Source organism: Oceaniferula marina (assembly GCF_013391475.1).
Classification (GTDB): Bacteria; Verrucomicrobiota; Verrucomicrobiia; order Verrucomicrobiales; family Akkermansiaceae; genus Oceaniferula; species Oceaniferula marina.
This window is the reverse complement of the sequence record NZ_JACBAZ010000009.1, coordinates 67,478-83,448: the sequence shown is the minus strand read 5'-3', so window position 1 is coordinate 83,448 and position 15,971 is coordinate 67,478. Positions and strand designations below refer to the sequence as shown.

Sequence of the window (15,971 nt, the reverse complement as noted above, 5' to 3'; positions counted from 1 at the left end):
CCACTACAATTACGGTTTGGGGCGCTTGACCACGATGGTAACTGCACCACAAAAGCATGAAGCTCTGATAGATGAATTCTTCAGGTGGCTAAAAAGCGACGAGCTTATTCAAGCTACCTGAATTTTTGTCGTGTAATGTGAGCCTTGGTATAAGACTAAGCTTGGCGACTGGCCTCTGGTGAGCAGACTTTTATGCTGCTGCCGTTTGAAATGCTTGGTCTTGAACTTTATGAGATGGGGACGTGTCGGATTTCCGATTTCGCTAGCCCGTTTCTCTGGTAGAGCTCTGGTGCTTTTTATATCAAGTAGTAAAACATCCGGAACTCTCATGGATCACGCAGTGCTTTTCCACATACCTCAACAACGATCAATCGTCTCGTCTGTTTTGCGGAGTGGTATTAGAGGATGCAAGCGGCGTCGATCGCCTTGAGTTCTTCATCGCTGAAATTAAGTTGTTCAAGGCAGCGGACGTTTTCTTCCAGTTGTTTGACACTGGAGGCTCCGATCAGAGCGGAGGTAACCGCGGGGTGATTCAGGATCCATGCAAGGGCCATGTGAGCGAGCGATTGGCCGCGTTGTTGAGCAATGCGGTTGAGCGCTTGGATGGCATCGATTTTTTCTTCTACCATGTCCTGTTGTAAAAATCCATGTTCTTTGGCAGCTCGGGAATCCTTCGGGATGCCATCCAAATAGCGACTGGTGAGCATGCCCTGAGCGAGCGGGGAGAAGGGGATGCAGCCCACGCCCTTTTCGGTGAGCACATCTGTGAGTCCTCCTTCGATCCAGCGGTCGAACAGATTGTAGCGTGGTTGGTGGATCAGGCAGCGCACCCCCATCTCAGCTAGGATGTCAATTGCCTTAGCTGCCATCTCGGCAGGGTAGTTGGAAATGCCGACGTAGAGTGCCTTGCCTTGTTGGATGGCGGTGGCAAGTGCTCCCATGGTTTCTTCTAACGGAGTTTCAGGGTCGGGTCGATGGGAATAGAAGATATCGACGTAATCGAGCTGAAGGCGGTCGAGCGATTGATCCAGAGATGCGAGCAGGTTTTTGCGTGAACCCCATTCTCCATAGGGGCCGTCCCACATGAGGTAGCCGGCTTTGCTGGAGATGATTAATTCATCACGGTATTTGGTGAAGTCCCGGGTGAGAATTTGGCCGCAGTTGCGTTCGGCGGATCCGGGAGGTGGACCGTAGTTGTTGGCGAAATCGAAGTGAGTGATGCCGAGGTCAAACGCCCGGTGCATGATGGCGCGGGCCTCGCTCTGGTCATCCACGTCGCCGAAGTTGTGCCAGAATCCAAGGGACAAGGCTGGCAGCTTGAGACCGGACTGACCGCAGCGGCGGTAGGGCATGCGCCCGTCGTAGCGAAGAGGGTCGGGAGTGTAGGATGTTTCCATAATGAGGTGTCGTAAATTGCTTGAGGGAGGAGCGAAGCTTGGGTGCTGAGGGTGTGCTGACGGATGGCAAACGGTAGGGAGGATTGGCTCAATCCTCCGAGAGTGATCGGATGAACTTGGGGGAGGAATAAAAAAGCGCAGACATGCCTGCCTGCGCTTAATGAATGGTGCAGAGGAAGGTGCTTGATTAGACGGTCATCAGTTCCTGTTCCTTGACGGCGAGTTGCTCATCGATTTGTTTGATATACTTATTGGTTAGTTCCTGAACATCATTTTCGAAGTCGCGTTGTCCGTCTTCGGTGAGCTCGTTGGCGGACTTCATTTTTTTCGCGGAATCCATTCCTTCCTTGCGCACGCCACGGATACGGACACGGGCATCTTCAGCTTGGCCTTTGACCATTTTGACCATGTCTTTGCGGCGTTCTTCGGAAAGTTCGGGCACGGGCACGCGCAGGTGCTTGCCTTCGTTGGCTGGGTTGAGGCCGGTTTTGCTTTCGAGAATGGCTTTTTCGATGTCTTTGGCTGTTGATGGATCAAATGGCTGGATCATGATCATCCGTGGCTCGGGCACGGTGACCACAGCGAGGCCTTTGATTTTCATGGTGCTGCCATAGCTGGCTACGTGCACATCGATATTTTCGACCAGACCGGGGTTGGCCTTGCCGGTGCGGACGCCTGCAAATTCCTGGCCGAGGTATTCGACGGCCTTCTGCATGTTTTCTTCGGTTTCTTTGAGCGCGGTTGTTGGATCCATGGTATTTGAATAGTGAGTGTTAAATAGTAAATAGAGAATGATGGTGGCTGCTAGCCTTTGTGGATGATGGTGCCGATGTCGTCACCGGAAAGTGCGCTGGTGATGTTGCCACATCCTCCGATATCGAAGACGATGATGGGGATGTCGTTGTCCATGCAGAGGGTGAATGCGGTGGAGTCCATGACCTTGAGATTTTCCGCCAGGCAGTTGTGGAAGGTAACGGTTTCGTAGCGGACGGCCTCAGGGTTTTTCTTCGGATCGGAGTCATACACCCCATCGACCATGGTGGCCTTCATGATGGCGTCTGCTCCCATTTCGCTAGCGCGCAGGGCAGCCGTGGTATCGGTCGAGAAAAACGGGCTGCCGGTTCCCGCGGCAAAAATCACCACAAAGTTGTTCGAGAGGTGACGGTTGGCTTTGCGGCGAATGAACGGTTCTGCGACATTCTTCATTTCGATCGCCGACTGCACCACGCATTTTACGCCTTCGGCCTCGAGGGCACTTTGCAAGGCCAGGGCATTCATCACGGTGGCGAGCATACCCACGTAGTCGGCGGTTGCCCGGTCCATACCGCGGGCGCTGGCGCTGGCACCACGCCAGAAGTTGCCGCCACCACAGACGACGCCAATTTCCACTCCGGTATCGAGAGCGAGTTTGATTTCTTTGGCGACTCGCTCGACGATTTCCGGAGAAATGTTGTCTTTGCTGCCGGGTTCTCTCAGTGCCTCCCCACTGAGTTTTAATATCACGCGTTTGAAGGAGCGGGCATCTTGGGGACTACTCATGACTGGAGCTAACGATTGATTGTCCGGCCGCAGAAGTCAAGGGAATAGGTGGGCGGGATTGTGTTTCGGAGGCATTATGCCAAGCCGTCTTTCCTCGCCTGCTTCCAGTAGGCATACTCAGAGCGATTAAAATCGATATACTCCGGAGAGAGGTCGCTTGAGTAAACTTCGTATTCGGCTTTACCAAGATTCAGATTGATGGTGATGGTGAAGCTATCTTTGGCAACGATATTGCGCAGGGTTTTCATCGATGTTTTCGACTGCATCCCTCCCAGGCAGGCGGACTTGCCGTTGATGTGGATGTCGATGAGTTCTTCACGAACCATGGCACGTGAGTAGCCGACGGCATGGATGATCCGTCCCCAGTTCGGGTCGTTTCCGTTCCAGGAGCTTTTGACGAGGGCGGAGTTGGCAACTGCCTCGGCCACTTTCTGGGCGTCGTTGTAGGTGCGGGCGCCTTTGACCTCGACGGTGACAAACTTGGTGACCCGCTCGCCATCTCGGACCAGAGCCTTCGCCATGCGCAGCATAATGTATTGAATGGCGGCGCGCATCATCTTGCATTCCTTGCTGTTGCGCTTGATCGGAGGCATGCCGCTTTGGCCGTTGGCGAGAACCAGGACCGTATCGTTGGTGCTCATGTCGCCATCGATGGTGATCCGGTTGAAGGAGGTTTCGACGCCTTCGAGCACGCCTTTCTGCAGGCAGGACTTGCTGATGTTGGCGTCCGTGGTGATGAAACAGAGCATGGTTGCCATGTTCGGGCAGATCATACCAGCCCCCTTGGCGCAGGCCCCGATTTTCACCCGGTGGCCACCGATATCCAGGGAGATTGCGATTTCCTTTTTACAGGTGTCGCTGGTCATGATGGCGCGTGCGACATCCTCTCCGTTTTTTTCTCCCAAGCCCGCGATCAAGTCGGGGAGTTTGGGTTCGATTCGTCCCATGGGCATGGGCAGGCCAATCACTCCGGTGGAGCAAACGGCCACTTGCCTCTGGCGAAGTCCCAAGCCTTTGGCGATGGCTTTGGCTGTTTTGCGGGTGTCGCTGATCCCCTGGACTCCGGTGCAGGCATTGGCATTGCCGCTGTTGGCCACGATGGCTTGGATGGAGTCGGCCTTCATGTAGGCCTGGGTGACCTTGACCGGGGCTGCTTTGATGCGGTTGGTCGTAAAGGTCCCGGCGGCATTGCACGGGTGGGTGGAGTAGATCAGAGCAAGGTCGAGTCGCGGATCATCGGGGTTTTTGATGCCGGCGCTGATCCCGCAGGCATGGAACCCTTTGGGGGCGCAGACACCCCCTTTGATTTTTTTGATGGCAGCTCTGATAGGCATAGCGAACCTCCAGCTTGGCTGGCTTTAGAAATTTTGCAACCCGGCAGTTTCAGAAAATCCACAGATGAGGTTGAAGCTTTGCACCGCCTGGCTGCCGGCTCCTTTGCCCAGATTGTCTTCAGCGCTGAGTAAGAGCACCCGGCAAGTTCGCGGGTCGTAGTTCCAGCCGATGTCGATGAAATTGGTTCGGGTGACATTTTTGGTGTCCGGGCAGCCGCCTTTTCCGAGTAGTCGAACGAAGTATTCTTCACCGTAGGCCTGTTCGAGGGCTGCTTGCACGGCTTCGGGCTCTCCGATGAGTCGGGCGCTGCTTGTGGTGTGGATTCCGTTGTGTACGGGGACCAGATGGGGCGTAAACGAGAGATAGACTTTCTCTTCGGCGGCTTTGCTGAGTTCTTGCTCGATCTCGGAGAGGTGGCGGTGCTTGGGGATACCGTAAGCCCGCAGGCTTTCGTTGCATTCACAGAAAATCAGTGACAGGTCGGCTTTGCGGCCGGCTCCACTGACGCCCGACATGGAGCAGGTGACGATCGTTGCCGGATCGATGAGCTTTTCTTTGAGTAGTGGGATCAGTGGCAGGCTGACGCTGGTCGGATAACATCCGGGAGAGGCAATCAGCCGGGCCTGTTGGATGGCTTCGCGGTGCACCTCGGGAAGTGCATAGACAGCTTCCTTGAGCAGTTCGGGCGCCGGGTGATCGGCATCGTAAAATTCTTTGTAGACTTCGGGGTCTTCGAGTCGGAAGTCGGCGCTGAGGTCAATCACGCGCAGGCCTTTTTCCAGCAAGCTGGAGGCATACCCGGCAGCGACGCCGTGGGGCAGGGCGAGGAAGGCGACTTCGGCTCCGGTGGCGGCCACGGACTCGGCGTCCGGGGTGATGAAGGTGAGTTCGGCTGCCGTGGCTCCGGAGAAACGTGGGAACAGCTCGGCGATGCTACGACCCGCGTTCTGACGTGACGTAACACAGACGAGTTCGGCGTGTGGGTGGGTGAGCAGGAGGCGTAGAAGTTCCAGTCCTGTGTAGCCGCTGGCTCCGATGATAGCTATCTTGACACGTTTCATGGGAAGGAGGAAATGGCATGAAATCATGGCTTTGCCAATCAATTTCACCGCCGACTTCAACAGGAGGTGGAGGGATGGCAAGAAAGACGTAAAATCTATGCTTGCCAATTTCGGGGTGTTGGGCTTAATTGCGCCCGCCTGTTCGCAGGTGAAAATATCGGGACTTGGCGCAGTTTGGTAGCGCGCTTCGCTGGGGGTGAAGAGGTCGCAGGTTCGAATCCTGTAGTCCCGACCATTTAAAAAAGGAATCGTCGATGAGGCGGTTCCTTTTTTTGTACGGGCCTACAGGATGAGAACGAAGTTCGAGCGCATGGCGAAGCCTCGAGTATCACGTTTTCTTGTATCAGAAATGTTTATCATTTCTGCTCACTTGCACAGCCGAAGGCAATCCTGTAGTCCCGCCCATTTTTTTATGCTAAGATATGGGGTGCCGCCACAGCGACCGAAGACTGTTTTGCAACATGCGATGCTATGGATTGTCTGGTGATTGCTAAAAAACGAAAGGATTACTTGGAAAATTGAAGCCGATTTTTCGTGCTACATCAAAGATGAGTCGATTAATTCTTTATTCATATGAGTTCCTTATATTCGGAAACCTACCCTTGGTTGGCTGCTTGTCTAGGAGGTGAAAACCCACAAGCTGTCTTTCGTGATCAAGAGGTCGATATGCCGGTTACCGCTCTTGGTTCTCTTCCAGATGAGATGGCTTTGGATATAGGTAAAAATTGTGGTCGTCGTGTTTTGCCATACCGCATGCAGGATCGTTATTCTCGTGAGCGTGAGGTTCGAGATTTTCAATCCATTGTGCTGGAAAATGAGAACTTGAAGGCCACCTTTTTGCCAGAGCTCGGGGGGCGCCTCATTTCATTTTTTCACAAGCCTACACAGCGCGAGTTGTTGTTTAAAAACTCTATTTTCCAGCCTGCAAATTTAGCTCTGCGAGATGCTTGGTTTGCTGGTGGGATTGAGTGGAACATCGGGCAGTTTGGTCATGCTTTCCATACATGTTCGCCAGTTTTTGCTGCGGCTATTAATGGGCTGGATGGATCGCAAGGTTTACGGATATACGATTTTGATCGCTGTAAGGGCTTGCTGTGGCAAATTGATTTTCATTTGCCCTCCGGGGCTAAATTTCTTCATGCATTCACCCGTGTGGTTAATCCAAACGATGATGATGTTCCGATGTACTGGTGGACCAATGTTGCGATTGTGGAAAGCGAGGGTATGCGTGTTTTAGCTCCGGCCCAGCAGTCGATTTTTGTGGATTACCGCAATGGTGGACTTTCTTACGGGCAGACTGCATTGCCTGGGATGCCTCCGATTCACGGTCAGGATGGGACTTATCCGGCTAATATTAATCTAACCTGTGAGTTCTTTTATCAATGCCAAGACGTGGCCTTGCCATGGCAAGCAGCCTTGGATGGGGAGGGGAGCGGCTTTGTCGAGTGTTCCACCCATCCGCTTAATGTCAGGAAATTATTTTCTTGGGGGACTCATCAGGGAGGGACGCATTGGCAAAATTTCCTCTCGGATTCAGGGAAACCGTATATTGAGATTCAGGCTGGTCTTGCCCCTACTCAGCAGCACACGGTTCAGATGCCGGGTCATTCTCAGTGGCAATGGACACAAGCATTTGGATATCTTGAAGCGGATTCCGGCAAAGTACACCATTCGGATTGGCTGGAGGCATGGCAAGCCGTGGATACTTCCCTTAAACAAAGCGTGAGTGATCAATCGCTGAGAGAAGCGGAATGTGCTGATCTTGCGGATGCCGCCCCTATTGAAATGCTGCATCATGCTTCTGGTTGGGGGGCGCTTGAGGCAAAACGACTTCAGGCAGCGGGTGAGACCGGCTTTCCATCGGCATTTTTATTTCCTGAGAGCACCATGGGTGAGGAGCAGCAGAAGTGGCTGGATTTATTGGAAAAAGGAACCTTTCCTGATCCGGTGCCTCAACATGAACCCGGTGAGTGGATGATTCAGGCTGAGTGGACTGAAATGTTGGAGAAATCCTTATTCCAATGGGGCATCCCGAACAGCTTCGCCTTGTTGCATCTCGGGGTGATGAAGTTCGAACATGGGGATGAGGACGGAGCGGTGGCAGCATGGGAGGAGTCAGTAAGTATTGGTCCTTCTTCTTGGGGATGGCGTAATTTAGCTGTCGCAGCCATCCGCCGTGGTGAGAAGGATCAGGGACTCCATTTATACCAAAGTGCCTGGGATTGTGCCGTGGCCAATGGTAATCCTGATGTCTCGTTTGCTTTTGAATATTTAACGGAGCTATATAACGCAGGAGAGCAGCAAAAGGCGTGGGCGTTTTACCAGACACTGTCTGAGGATTTTCAACTCAAGGACAGCATGCATCTCATGGCGGCCAAGGTTGCTTTTGCTCTAGGAAATTATTCTTTCGTTGAAACCGCTTTGGAACGAAGTTTTGCTTCGATTCGCGAAGGTGCCAGAGACCTCACCGATCTGTGGTTTGGGATTCAAGGTAAAAAGATAGAAGTTGAGAAGGGGGTTCCGTATGAAGAGGCTATACAAATAGCTCGAAAAAAACGTGTGCCGCCAGTGCATCTCGATTTTCGTATCGAAGAAACATCAAATTCCCTAGTATCTTAAACACAGACGCTTGGTTTATTCCTCAAATCAAAGGGAAAACCAGAGATAAAATTAAGGATTATTTTGCAAGGGAAACCTCCAATTGAATTGATTATAGTATCATTAAAAAACATTATTTATGTTCCAGTATTGTAAAACACCGCCATTGATTATGACTCTGTTTGCAAAGGGTAATATCGTATGCGTCGCCATAGCCGTGGGGTTGATCACATTCCCTGTGATAGCTCTAGCAAAGGGAGCTTTAAAACCTCAGCTCTCTGAGCCAGAAGTCGCCTACAGCGTCGCGTCCACAATGTGGCCGTTAGAGCTCGGAGCCCATCGCGCGAAAATTCGTGTTAAGGCGTCAGCCCCTGCGGTTCACGCGCATTTACCATGGAGATTGCAGATGAAGGGGATGGAAAAGCGTCAAATTATCGTGATTCATGTGGCTAGCGGAAAAAAGGTCAACAATGTGGTTCGGACCAGCGTGAACCGTATGGCATGTGATATTGTTTTTGAGGCGTCCGCGGGGGACTATTTTGTCTACTACCTTCCGATGAGGAATTATCGCAACCCGAACGATAAATCCGCTTACTTGCCATACCGTTGTGGAGCAGACACGGAGTGGCTTAAAAAAAACAAGCTTGGGGACAAGGATCTGCCGAAGGGGGCATGGAGCCGATTGCCGACCGCTGAGGTGATCGAATTTCAAGCTCGTACTGCGTCCGATAGTTTTTTTCCAATGGAGGTGATTGCTTCCAAGGATGAAACAAAGGGGCTTCAGGCACAATACTCCCAGCCGTTGTTGATTTTCCCTGAAGACCGGGTTCACACGATCAGAATGCGGAGAGACCTTCCCTTACGTTGGGTCATGAGGGGGCCAGAAACCTCATTGGCTGGTGAGGCTCAGCGACATGAGTATTTCACTTTCCAGTTAGGGTTGTTTGCATCTTCAAAGAAAGCGGACAATGTTTCTGTGCAGTTTTCCGATTTGCGTAACGAATCGGGGGCTGTCATCCAGGCATCGGCACTGACCTGTTTTAATTTGGGAGGAATCGATAGCATGGGCGAGCCCTTCACTAAGGTTGTTCATGTTCCGGTCGGCCAGATCCAAGCTCTTTGGTTTGGTGTTGATATTGCCAAGGATCAAGCTGTCGGAGTTTATGCCGGGACAATCGATGTCAGGGCGGATCATATGGAACCGCAAAAGATTGAGGTTAGGATCAAGGTATTACCTGAGGTGATTGCTGAGCGAGGTGATAATGAACCGTGGCGGCATTCTCGACTACGATGGCTTAATTCGACAGCTGGAAGCAGCGATACGATTCCTGCGCCCTACCAAGCGCTTGAAGTAGAGGGTTCTGCTGTTTCCTGTGTAGGACGTGTTCTCAAATTGGGTAAAGGTGGGCTACCGGCCTCCATTCGTAGTGGTGACGTGCCCGTGCTTCAAAGTCCGATCCGTTTTACCATTGAGTCGACTGCCGGCCCTTTATCCTTCACTTCTGGTAAGTCGGAATGGACTCAACAGACACAGGCACGTGTCGCGTGGAAAACTGATTCCAAGGGCACCTTCGGCGTTCTTAGCTGCAACGGAGAAATGGAATATGACGGCCATGTTCGCTACAGTATGACTTACACACCGAGCCATGATATGGATCTCAAGGATGTTCGCCTGGAGTTGCCGATGCAGCCCGAGGCTGCACAGTATATTGTTGGTGCGGGGCATGACGGGGGTGTGCGACCCAAAGATTTTTCTTGGAACTGGAAAGGTCCTTACAACAGCTTCTGGCTGGGTTCTACGGAAGCGGGGTTGCACTGTAAATTATTGGGCGGATCTTACACGGGGCCCATGCTCAGTCTCTATCATCCTAAGCCTCCGACAACTTGGGGAAACCGTGGCAAGGGGGGGCTCAAAATCATAGAACAAGGGAGATCCGTCACGGCCACGGTCTTTAGCGGGTCTCGAAAACTGAAGGCAGGTGTCCCGATGACGTTTGAATTTTCATTGCTGATAACGCCTCTCAAACCGCTCGATCCCCCTACTCATTTTAAAACCCGATACTATCATACCGGTGACAACTGGCTTAAGGATGGTCGCGGTAATGACCCTGAACCCTCAGAGGCCAATCTTGCACTCGGTGTCAATGTGGTGAACCTGCACCACGCATCCATTTTCAACCCTTATATCAACTACCCGTTTATTCGAACCAAAGAACTCAGCGCGTTCACAAAAAAAATGCACTCCAAGCAGGTCAAGGTGAAGGTTTATAACACGGTGCGTGAGTTGACCAGTATGGTGCCCGAGCTGTGGGCATTGCGTAGTCTGGGAGACGAAGTTATCGCTCCTGGTGGCGGTGGTGGATATTCTTGGTGCCAAGAACATATGATTGACGGCTACCGTCCGGCATGGTTTCAGCGTTTCGGCGATTCACCGCCGGATGCTGCATTTGTCACCAGTGGCAATCCTCGCTCTCGTTGGCAAAATTACTATGTCGAGGGCAATGGCTGGTTAGTGCGCAACATGGATACTGATGGTATTTACCTCGACGATGTTAGTTATGATCGCACGATTCTTCAGCGCGTGCGCGCAGTGATGGCCGAGGCGAAGCCCGGCTGCCTGATCGACTTACATTCCAATACCGGGTTTTCGAAAGGTTGCGTGAACCATTATATGGAGTTTCTGCCATATATCGACCGTCCATGGTTTGGGGAAAGTTTTCATTATGATGCCATGACCCCTGATCAATATTTGATTCAAGTCTCGGGAATCCCCTTCGGATTGATGGGGGAGATGCTTCATGCTGGTGGCAATCTTTGGCGTGGTACGCTCTACGGCATGACCAACCGGCTTGGGTGGACCACCAACCGTGTGAAATGTGACCCGCGGCCCGTCTGGAAAATATGGGACCGCTTCGGTATCACCGATTCGAAAATGATAGGCTACTGGAAGAGTGATTGCCCGGTAAAAACCGACAATGATCAAGTGTTAGCCACAGTGTATCAAAAAGAGGGAAGTGCCATGATTGCCCTGGCAAGCTGGGCCGCCTCACCTGTGGATGTCAGGCTCGTGATCGACTGGAAAGCTCTGGGGCTCGACCCAGCTAAAGCCAAGTTCTTTGCTCCTGCTTCAGTAGGTTTTCAACAAGCCAAACAATGGAAGGTGGGTGATTCAATCAAGGTGTCCCCTAAACGTGGATTATTGATACTGGTTGATGAATCCGGCCCGACCGAGGACGATCTGGCGGGTGGAGTTAAGATGAAACGCAGCATCTTACTCAAGAAAAAATTCACTGCTCCCCTCGGTAAGGAGTGGACAACGATAACATCAAAACAAGCCAAGACTTCCGTTACGGTAAGCAAAACAGGAGGGCTCGTTTTCCGTGCCCCGGCCCATGTCAGCGCTTGTGTGAAAGGTCAACTTCCCAAAGGAACAACAGCCGTTGAGTGCCTCATTGAGAATAAGGGCGATCGTGGTGAAACGTGGGGTCCCGGTCTGACATTGTCATGGCCGGGTGGTCAAGCCTTACGCATTAACTTGCGCACACCTTCAGGGGCATTTGGTCTTGAATCAACAGGCGGTGTCCAGCGTGTTGGTTTAGGCCGGATGAGTTCAGGCCCGATGAATTTGAGAATTCGGCTTGAAAAGGATGAAGTTGTTGCCGAGGCTACGGACGGTGATGGTTTCTGGCAACAGCTGGGGGCTTATCCACGTGTTGACTTTCCGGGAGAGCCCAATCAAGTCGTGCTAGGAAAGACACGCGGTGTTGTCGATACGAGTGATCATACCGACTCCGGCCCAGTCGGAGCTTCGATCATTCAGCGGCTTGTAATTTACGGTAAATGAAAAACAAAAACATCCTCTATCTACCAGGTTATTATGTAAGAGAGCACCATTTGGGTTTGGCGTTGTATGCTCGCGAGGCCGGTTGGATCCTCGATGCCAGCATGGTGCATTTTGGTAAAATTCCAGAGGATTGGGATGGCGATGGAATCATCACAATGAGTGCAGATCGTGATGACATCATTGAAATGGTCAGCAGCGAAAAACGACCTGTGGTGGAGCTCTTCAACGGATCTCGATTAACCGGGTACCCTCATGTCTGTATTGACAATCTGGCGATTGGCCGCATGGCTGGCCATTATTTGGTTTCCCAAGGGTTTCAGGATATTGGCTATTTTCATTATGACCCAGAGATAGCGAATGCAAGCAACGAAAGAGAGCGATCAGAGGGGCTCCGACTTGTTGTAGAACAGGCTGGTCGGCAGTTTCATCAAGTTCACTTTCAAGACTGCATCCAGCAAATTCGCCAGTTGCCGACACCCCTCGCTCTGATGGCTCAAAATGATCTGGTGGGTGACTGGTTGATGCACCGTTTGGTCGAGGCTGGCATCCAGGTTCCCCAGGAGGTGGCCATTATCGGGGTTGATTCTGATCGCATATACAATGAGCTGTCTCCTGTCGCCCAAACCGTAGTGGCAAGCCAATTAGAATATCAAGGATACGCCGCCGCGGCACTCTTGGATCGTCTCATGAAAGGAGAGCCTGTGCCGTCTAAGCCCATCATGATCGAACCCGAACGGGTCATTGAACGATCATCCACTTCGCTGCTTGTCAGTGAACATCCGGAGCTCAACAAAGCCTTGGCTTATATGCGTGATCGTTTGGGTGAAAAAATTGAGATTTCCAGTATCTGTGAGCATGTCGGTTTGAGCCGCCATCAACTCAACTCGATTTTTAAACAGTTCTCTGGCGAGTCGCTCAGCCGATATTTATTGATCCTCAGAATCAATCGCGCCCGGCAGATTCTGGCGGAAACGGATGATAAAATCCATGCTCTGGCCATCGAACTCGGGTTTGGGTCAGCCGCTTACTTTAGCACCGTCTTTCTTCAGGAAACGGGCCTCAGCCCAGGCGAGTTCCGCCATCGCGCTCACATCAAGACTCGGAGAATCGAGCGTTAAACCCTGAGGGCTGCAGCACCTTTTCCAAAAGGTATGTAAGGTGGCTTGACGTAATGATAAGATTTCTCAAATTATTGGGAGTGGCCAAAATTGAAATCGATTTATCTATAATCGAAAGCTAAAAAAATTTACCTGCCATGGCGGGAGGGTATGGTTTCAAATCATCGCAGTGGTGAGTTGTTGCATCATTATGCAGCTGCAAACAGCGAATGTTAGAACAATAGCAAAAACGATTATGAAAGATAAGAAGAATACAGCAAAATATGGTGCTGCCGTCATCGGCGTAATTGCACTAGCCACAACAAGCGCGAATGCGACAGTTATCGCATCTGATGACTTCAATACCTATACCGACGGCAACATCGTCGGTCAAGCTGGAGCGGGTACTGGCTGGAGCACGGACTATACAGGGGCAGATGGATTGAATGTAACATCCGGTCAAATCGACGGAAGTGGAGCCCCTGAACAGGTTTATCGTGGCTTATCTCAAACGATAGACGTCGCTAACGGAAATGAAGTTTGGATGACCTTTGACGGACAAATCACTCTGTCGGGCAGCTTCGGGTATGCAGGCGTCTCCTTCTTCGATGGAGGATCTGAAAAAGGCATCATCGGCGCGATTTCAGGTCGGGACATGTTTGGTATTGGAGGCGCAGATACGGGTGTCACGGGAACTAACAGTATTGCTGTCAAGTTTGACCTCACCGATAACTCCGTTTCCTTGTGGACTGGAACTGCTGGATCTGCTGTTGACGTTTCAGGTGCACCAACCCAGACAGGAAGTATGAATATCAAGGGTACGGATAACCTCCGTTTTGCCATCCATACGGGAGATATGCAAATCGATAATTTCATCATGGGAACCACTATGGAAGACGTCAATGTAGTTCCAGAACCATCCTCCGCTGCCCTTCTTGGCCTGAGTGGATTGGCACTCATCTTGCGTCGTAAGAAGTAAGTAATAGAGGATTATTCAAAGACAAGCTCTCCCTGCGCTCGGAAGGCGAGCATAGGGGGAGTTTTTTTCAAGGCTTGATGGCCCTCAATCAATGGTGAACGTGACAAACACGCAACCATCGAGGTGTTCATTACCGGTAATACGACAAGCTTTTTTTATATGAAAAAATTCATAGCAGCGCTCACCAACTTATTGATCTTACAGGGCTGCCTATAGGGCTTGTCAGCTAGATTATCTTGTTACGGTCTTGTCTGATTTTTTCAATTGATCGAGTAACCTTTTCATCTCTTTGACTTTTTCAGGATGCTTACCGTAGAGGTTGTTTGATTCGTATGGATCTTCCTTGAGATTAAAGAGTTCGCCAGGGAAATTGTGTTTTTCTCTCCCTTTGCGCTTACGCAGCCACTCCGGCTCCGGGCCGCCCGACTTATGGTCGATAAACACCCAGTCGCCTTTGCGGAGCGCGTAGCGATTATTTGAATCGTGATGGATAATCAGATCGCGTTTCGGAGTGCTTTCTTTCACGTCCTGACCGAACTCGCTGGCAAAACTGAAGCTATCCTCGGCGTTGCCTGGGCCGATTTTATAATCAACCACATCAGCGATGGTAGCCACGAGGTCAAGTTGACTCACCAAGCGTTGCGAGATGCCTCTTTTTTGCATTTTTTGCGGCCACGACACAATGAAGGGCACACGGTGCCCGCCCTCCCAGAGGTTGCGCTTGGCTCCGCGCAGTTCACCCATGCTGTTATGCTTGAACTTGTCGATAAAACTATAAGACCAGTGTTCCGGGCCGTTATCCGAGGTGATGACAAGAATGGTATTTTCCAGCATGCCGTTGCGCTTCAATGCATCGGTGATCTGGCCGACAGCCCAGTCAAATTGATTGACAAAGTCACCGTAATCTCCGCACTGGGTAGAGCCTTGAAACTGCTTGGCGGGGACAATCGGTCCATGCGGAATATGAGCAGCATAATAGAGGAAAAACGGCTTGCCTTTCCGCTGGTTAAACTGCGGGTAATCAACACGCCCACCTTTGGCATCGATGTATCGAACACTACGCTCGATCACCTCCATTTGCGCCTTGCGCATATCAAATGACTCGAAATCAACTTTGCCACCTTCGGTCATGCCGTTCTCGAAGAACCAGCGTCCCCCATCCCTGTAGCCGCCGTGATCCCAGGGGTATTTTTTTGTACTGTAATAGCTATGCCCAAACCAGAGGTGTACCCAGTCGTAGGTAAAGCCAATGCACCGACCGCTGTGGATCGGCTTGGTGTAGTCGATGGATTTCTCGCTCAGATCGAGTCCTTTCCGCCCCGGTTTGGCAGCAGACTCCCAGTCGGATCCGACCCCCCATTTACCAATGGCTGCCGTATCGTAGCCTTTTTCTTTAAGCATGGAAGCAAGGGTAAGGCGCGTCTTTTCAATCCAAGGCTGCTCCCCAGGAGCGGGGTTTCCCTTTTTTCTATGTGTCCTCCAGGAGGCTCGTCCACTGAGAATTCCGTAGCGGCTTGGACTGCAAATAGTATCCGGGGAGTGTCCGTCGGTAAACATCATCCCCTCCGCCGCTATGCGGTCAATATTCGGAGTTTTTACTTTTGATTCTGCGTTGTAACAACTCACATCCCCGTAACCAAGGTCATCAGCATAGATAACCACCACATTGGGTAAGGCCCCTCCTTGCGCCTGCACAGCAGGTATCACACTACTAACCGTTGCGGCTACTGCTGCAAACTTACTCATTAATATTATTTTTCGATTTAACATTCTATTGGATATTTATTGAGTAATTCTTATTTATTGGGTCATGTTTCCACGTTTTTTTACGGGCGGTTACCGTAGGAACGAGGAGTTTTTAAAAATCAATGACAGCGCGTGCATTTTGTTCGGTTTCCGCCTCAATGCTCTTGCTAAGCAAATACTGTCCCATTCATCTTGATTTTTCATCCATCATTCATTTTGCCTTATACGGAAGCACAAAGCAAAGCCCCGCACTTACCATCCAGCTCTTGCGGCCTTGGTTCTTAATTGCGTCTTCATACGTTTTGCGTTTGGTTGTTGTTGAATTAGAGGGTTGAAATAACGCGCCATCGTCTGTTCTCTGTTTTACAGCATGGC

10 protein-coding genes and 1 tRNA gene are annotated in these 15,971 nt (G+C 51.2%); 5 read left to right on the top strand and 6 right to left on the bottom strand.

Translation table 11 applies throughout. From position 1 onward, the window contains the following. Window positions 1-398 precede the first annotated feature (398 nt). From mgrA to argC, 5 genes are all read right to left on the bottom strand, one after another. Window positions 399-1,397, bottom strand: coding sequence for an L-glyceraldehyde 3-phosphate reductase (mgrA, locus tag HW115_RS16930; protein ID WP_178934142.1), 999 nt, complete (start codon window positions 1,395-1,397; stop codon window positions 399-401). 187 nt (window positions 1,398-1,584) lie between these two features. Further along, complete coding sequence (gene frr, locus HW115_RS16925) at window positions 1,585-2,151, bottom strand: ribosome recycling factor (RefSeq protein WP_178934141.1); 567 nt, start codon at window positions 2,149-2,151, stop codon at window positions 1,585-1,587. Between the two features lie 50 nt (window positions 2,152-2,201). After that, entirely contained in the window at window positions 2,202-2,936 is a 735-nt protein-coding gene (gene pyrH, locus HW115_RS16920) for a UMP kinase (protein WP_178934140.1), read from the bottom strand. Between the two features lie 74 nt (window positions 2,937-3,010). Continuing rightward, the gene (argJ, locus tag HW115_RS16915) at window positions 3,011-4,270 is read right to left on the bottom strand and encodes a bifunctional glutamate N-acetyltransferase/amino-acid acetyltransferase ArgJ (RefSeq protein WP_178934139.1); all 1,260 of its coding nucleotides are present in this window, start codon (window positions 4,268-4,270) and stop codon (window positions 3,011-3,013) included. A 24-nt stretch (window positions 4,271-4,294) separates the two neighbouring features. Next, entirely contained in the window at window positions 4,295-5,332 is a 1,038-nt protein-coding gene (gene argC / locus HW115_RS16910; RefSeq protein ID WP_178934138.1) for an N-acetyl-gamma-glutamyl-phosphate reductase, read from the bottom strand. Window positions 5,333-5,490: 158 nt separating this feature from the next. Here argC and HW115_RS16905 point away from each other — a divergent pair. The 5 genes from HW115_RS16905 (at window position 5,491) to HW115_RS16885 (ending at window position 13,850) form a co-directional block, all read left to right on the top strand. Further along, window positions 5,491-5,567: transfer RNA gene (locus HW115_RS16905), tRNA-Pro, on the top strand. Between the two features lie 338 nt (window positions 5,568-5,905). Continuing rightward, complete coding sequence (locus HW115_RS16900) at window positions 5,906-7,951, top strand: DUF5107 domain-containing protein (RefSeq protein WP_178934137.1); 2,046 nt, start codon at window positions 5,906-5,908, stop codon at window positions 7,949-7,951. A 151-nt stretch (window positions 7,952-8,102) separates the two neighbouring features. After that, the gene (locus HW115_RS16895) at window positions 8,103-11,774 is read left to right on the top strand and encodes a glycoside hydrolase domain-containing protein (RefSeq protein ID WP_178934136.1); all 3,672 of its coding nucleotides are present in this window, start codon (window positions 8,103-8,105) and stop codon (window positions 11,772-11,774) included. Next, a complete protein-coding gene (locus HW115_RS16890) occupies window positions 11,771-12,892 on the top strand; it encodes a substrate-binding domain-containing protein (RefSeq protein ID WP_178934135.1) in 1,122 nt (373 codons plus the stop codon). Before HW115_RS16895 ends, HW115_RS16890 begins: the two co-directional genes overlap by 4 nt. Before the next feature lie 190 nt (window positions 12,893-13,082). Further along, window positions 13,083-13,850, top strand: coding sequence for a PEP-CTERM sorting domain-containing protein (locus tag HW115_RS16885; protein ID WP_178934134.1), 768 nt, complete (start codon window positions 13,083-13,085; stop codon window positions 13,848-13,850). Between the two features lie 231 nt (window positions 13,851-14,081). Here HW115_RS16885 and HW115_RS16880 read toward each other — a convergent pair whose 3' ends face one another. Then, window positions 14,082-15,596 (bottom strand): sulfatase family protein, encoded by a 1,515-nt coding sequence (locus tag HW115_RS16880; protein WP_178934133.1) that lies wholly within the window; start codon window positions 15,594-15,596, stop codon window positions 14,082-14,084. Window positions 15,597-15,971: the final 375 nt, after the last annotated feature.

Coding starts and splice junctions, on each gene's coding strand:
- frr (WP_178934141.1), bottom strand. CDS start 2,151: ATGGATCCAACAACCGCGCTCAAAGAAACCGAAGAAAACATGCAGAAG.
- HW115_RS16895 (WP_178934136.1), top strand. CDS start 8,103: ATGACTCTGTTTGCAAAGGGTAATATCGTATGCGTCGCCATAGCCGTG.
- mgrA (WP_178934142.1), bottom strand. CDS start 1,397: ATGGAAACATCCTACACTCCCGACCCTCTTCGCTACGACGGGCGCATG.
- pyrH (WP_178934140.1), bottom strand. CDS start 2,936: ATGAGTAGTCCCCAAGATGCCCGCTCCTTCAAACGCGTGATATTAAAA.
- argJ (WP_178934139.1), bottom strand. CDS start 4,270: ATGCCTATCAGAGCTGCCATCAAAAAAATCAAAGGGGGTGTCTGCGCC.
- HW115_RS16880 (WP_178934133.1), bottom strand. CDS start 15,596: ATGAGTAAGTTTGCAGCAGTAGCCGCAACGGTTAGTAGTGTGATACCT.
- HW115_RS16885 (WP_178934134.1), top strand. CDS start 13,083: ATGCAGCTGCAAACAGCGAATGTTAGAACAATAGCAAAAACGATTATG.
- HW115_RS16890 (WP_178934135.1), top strand. CDS start 11,771: ATGAAAAACAAAAACATCCTCTATCTACCAGGTTATTATGTAAGAGAG.
- HW115_RS16900 (WP_178934137.1), top strand. CDS start 5,906: ATGAGTTCCTTATATTCGGAAACCTACCCTTGGTTGGCTGCTTGTCTA.
- argC (WP_178934138.1), bottom strand. CDS start 5,332: ATGAAACGTGTCAAGATAGCTATCATCGGAGCCAGCGGCTACACAGGA.